The 4,005-nt window shown below is 42.4% G+C and carries 3 protein-coding genes; all 3 read left to right on the top strand.

The window, feature by feature from the left end; all coding sequences use genetic code 11:
- Positions 1–1,827: HAD-IC family P-type ATPase (locus R6U02_RS01765; protein WP_410261913.1), on the top strand; the 1,827-nt coding region annotated here is incomplete at its 5' end.
- 440 nt (positions 1,828–2,267) lie between these two features.
- Positions 2,268–2,810, top strand: a complete 543-nt coding sequence (locus R6U02_RS01760; RefSeq protein ID WP_410261912.1) for a GNAT family N-acetyltransferase — start codon at positions 2,268–2,270, stop codon at positions 2,808–2,810.
- Between the two features lie 212 nt (positions 2,811–3,022).
- Positions 3,023–4,005 (top strand): plasmid pRiA4b ORF-3 family protein (locus R6U02_RS01755; protein WP_410261911.1); only part of this gene is annotated, 983 nt, incomplete at its 3' end.

Below are 4,005 nucleotides of genomic sequence, written 5' to 3'. Positions count from 1 at the left end.
GTTGGTTCTGTTCCGGAAGGATTGCCAGCTACCACCTCGGTCGTCTTGGCGATGGGTGTCAGGGACATGGCCAATAAGAAGAACACAATCATTAAAACCTTGCCTGCTGCCGAAACGTTGGGTTCAGTCGATATTATTGCCACAGATAAAACAGGTACGTTGACCAGAAACGAAATGACCGTTCAGAAAATCATCACCACAGAAGGGGAATATAAAGTAACGGGTGTGGGTTATGCTCCTGAAGGGGAAGTATTGAAAAATGGGGAAGCCGTGACAGTTGATGAACATCCGATTTTAAAGGAATTGATTCAATCCGGATATGAAGCGAATGAAACAACTTTGGAACAAGAAGAGGGACACTGGATCATCAACGGTGAGCCAACAGATGGCTCCTTCTTGACCCTATACCAAAAAGTCTATCAAACGGAGGAAACGGATTATGAAGAAATGGACCGTATTCCATTTGATTCAGAGTACCGCTATATAGCCTCCCTTTCGCAGCACAAACAAACCGGTGAACAGAAAATTTATATCAAAGGATCTCCAGACAAAATTCTGGAAATGGCCGAAGATTTTGATCCGAATTTCGATCTCTCTTTCTGGCAGGAAAAAGTAGAGGAATTATCTTCTCAAGGTCAACGACTCGTTGCCGTCGGAGTGAAAAAGCTTGAACAGAATAAAGAGGACATCGATCACGATGATTTAGATAGCGGAGTCAAATTTCTGGGTATCGTAGGCATCATGGATCCGCCGCGAGAAGAAGTCATCGAATCGATCAAAACCATGCGCAAGGCTGGCGTCGAAGTCAAAATGATCACAGGCGATCACCCCGGCACGGCCAAAGCCATTGCAGAGCAGCTGGGACTGGCAGAGACAGTTAATGCCATAACGGGGTTGGAATTGGATGAAATGAGTGAAGAGGAATTAACAGAGAAGATCAATGATTATCAGGTGTTTGCACGAACGACACCGGATAATAAACTACAAATCGTCAAAGCCTATCAGCGCAGTGGGAAAGTTATCGCTATGGTAGGAGATGGTGTTAATGATGCACCCGCTCTTCAGACGTCAGATATCGGTGTGGCTATGGGACTAAAAGGGACAGATGTCTCGAAAGATTCTGCGAATATGGTCTTGGCCAATGATGATTTCTCGACCATGGAGACAGCGATTCACGAAGGACGCCGGATATATGACAATATCAAGAAAAGTATTTTGTATCTCCTGCCGACATCCTTTGCAGAAGGCTTGATCATTGCGATCACACTTTTATTGCAGAATGATTTACCCCTTCAAGCGACGCAAATGTTGTGGATCAATATGGTCTCAGCCATCACCATCCAGTTTGCCTTTATTTTTGAACCGGCCGAAGAAGGGATCATGGAGCGTCCGCCAAGAGACACGACGGAACCGTTTATCGACAAACGTCAGGCATTCCAGATTGCTTATATTTCGATACTGATGGCTACGTTAAGCTTGATTGCCTACGATTGGCTGATAGAATATGGGGCTAATCAGGCGACTGCAAGTACGATGGTTGTGAATATTATGGTCATGAGCAAGATCTTTTATCTCTTTAATGTTCGCACCCGTAAACTCGCCTTTTCAAAAGATTTTTTCAGCAATAAAAAAGCTTTCATAATCATAGGTATCATGCTTATCCTTCAATTTATATTGACGTATGTGCCGTTCATGCAGCGTTATTTCTATACAGAAGGGTTAAGCAGTTTAGAATGGCTGATTGCTGTAGGCGTTGGTGTTATCGTGCTACTGGTAGCGGAAACGGACAAATTCATCCGCTTGAAAATAGGGAATAAAGAAGAATAGTAAATAATGCAGGGGAGTCCGTTCCAGACGGACTCTCTTTTTTTGCGGGAAGAACTAATGGAAGTAGAAGAGCAAGTCCTGTATTAGCTTAGGGTAGATACTTCGACAAGTTGAAAAGAGATTGCGCTGCGTAATGACCGAAGTTTGGTATGTTCGGTAAGTTCACTGCTTCAATGATGCTGAATATGTCGAACTGACGGTAACTTCGACGTATAGGATTTCAAATGTGTTTTCTAATTGTCGAACCGGGCCCGGTTCGGTAGTTTCAGACAGTCATCTTTTCTGAACCTACCGAAGTTGCGGCAGGTTCGGCGCTTCTAGGGGGATCTGATGATCGTACTTACCGAATATAATGTTTTTATCAAGTTACAAAGGCAGTTATGATCTTTGTAACTATCCAAATGCTATACTAAAGGTAAACAGGAAAGAGGGGACCCCGAATGTTTACATATAAAGTAGATGAAGAAATCAGTTTAAAATTAAAAGAAATTCAAGACAGCACAGAGATCTTCGCGTTGATCGATCAGTCCAGGATGCATCTGAAACAGTGGATGACTTGGGTGGATCAGGTTCAGTCTGTAGAAGACATCGGCGAGGTCACATATAAGCACCTACTAGAATTTACAGAACAAAAAGCGGTTCATTTTGTCATTATGTATGAAGATGAAATTGCGGGCAGTGTCAGTATCAAAGATATCGACTGGTCTCTCAGATCTGCCGAAATCGGCTACTGGCTAGGCAGTGAGTATACCGGAAAAGGTATCATGGTAAGAACCGTCAGCAGTCTTCTTGATTATGCCTTCAACAAATTAAATTTGCATAAAATAGAAATTTGGGCAGCAGAAGGTAATGAAAAAAGCCGGTCGATTCCGGAACGATTGGGGTTCGTCCAGGAAGGCATGCGCAGAGACAATGAACTGATCGACGGAAAATATGTGAATATGATAATATATGGCCTTCTAAAAGATGAGTGGCATGAATGATGTAAAGTCTTTTTTCAAAATGACGAGCTAAACATGATTCTATACTAATTGACCCTCTGTACAGGAGCTGAACCACAGTATGATGATCGAGCAAGAAAACCGGCAAAGCGATTCAGAAATGATTTCTTATGAAAAAGTGAATAACCATAGGTACTTCAAGGGTATCAATGGTATACTGATTTAAAGAAGCAAATAGGGACGGGGGATGAATCATGCACATATTTGCAACGAAGAAATTAATGAAGGATTTCAGGAAGTCAGAGAAAATGACAACAGATCCGATTGAAAACGTCACGTTTCTTGAAGACGCTGATTCACCTGATGGGCATCCTTTTTTTGATTGGCATGCCAATATAGCTCAAGTCGGTACTGATGACTGTTTGATCATGACTCATGATCGATCGGGGCTAACTTTGCTCTTTTTGAATGTTTATGAAGAAGAATTAATAGAATTTCATGACTGGTTTGAGGAAGCGCTCTATGATCTGCTGGAAAAAATGGGGTTTAGTCACCATAGTATCCAGCGTTATCTCACTGACTCAAACGGTTACGGATTAACCATAAGCAAAGCAACGGATTCAAAGAAAATCGGTCGCAATTCCTCAGTGATCAACCTGGTGAGACAATTGGAGTACTATCAAGAGGACGAGTCGATTGTTCAAGGCTACTGGCAATATCAAATAAGTCGCTTGAACACTTCTTTGAAACAAGGAGAGAAGCCGTTTGAGCATTTTATTAATGAATATGAGGAAGTCATCGGTCCAGTCACTTATGATGTCAAAATGGTGGAATTTGAAATTCGTCTGAGGATGGAAATGCTACCCGATGTGATCCGCATTGTGCAAATGCCCATGAACCTCACTTTTGAGGATCTGCATCAAGTTATACAAACGATCTATATGTGGCAGCGCATGCACCTGCATCAGTTCATTTTAGAGGACGGATCGACCGTTATCGGGGCAGAGCAGAAATATAACATGGAACAGTATCAGATGGGCGGTGATCAAGAAGCGTATACTGCGAGTCAGTTGAAATTAGCTGATGTGATCACACCAGAAGAGAACGGCGTCATCACGTATGTTTACGATTTCGGAGATTCGTGGGAACATTCCATTCGAGCAAGGAAATTTTATTCCGAGAAGAAGCGAATGTTTCCTAAATTGATGCTCATGTCGGGTGATCCAGTACCTGAAAA

Source organism: Alkalibacterium sp. (assembly GCF_046484155.1).
In the GTDB taxonomy this organism is placed as follows: Bacteria; Bacillota; Bacilli; order Lactobacillales; family Carnobacteriaceae_A; genus Alkalibacterium.
Note: the sequence above shows the minus strand (reverse complement) of the source record. Positions and strands in the feature narration are given on the sequence as shown.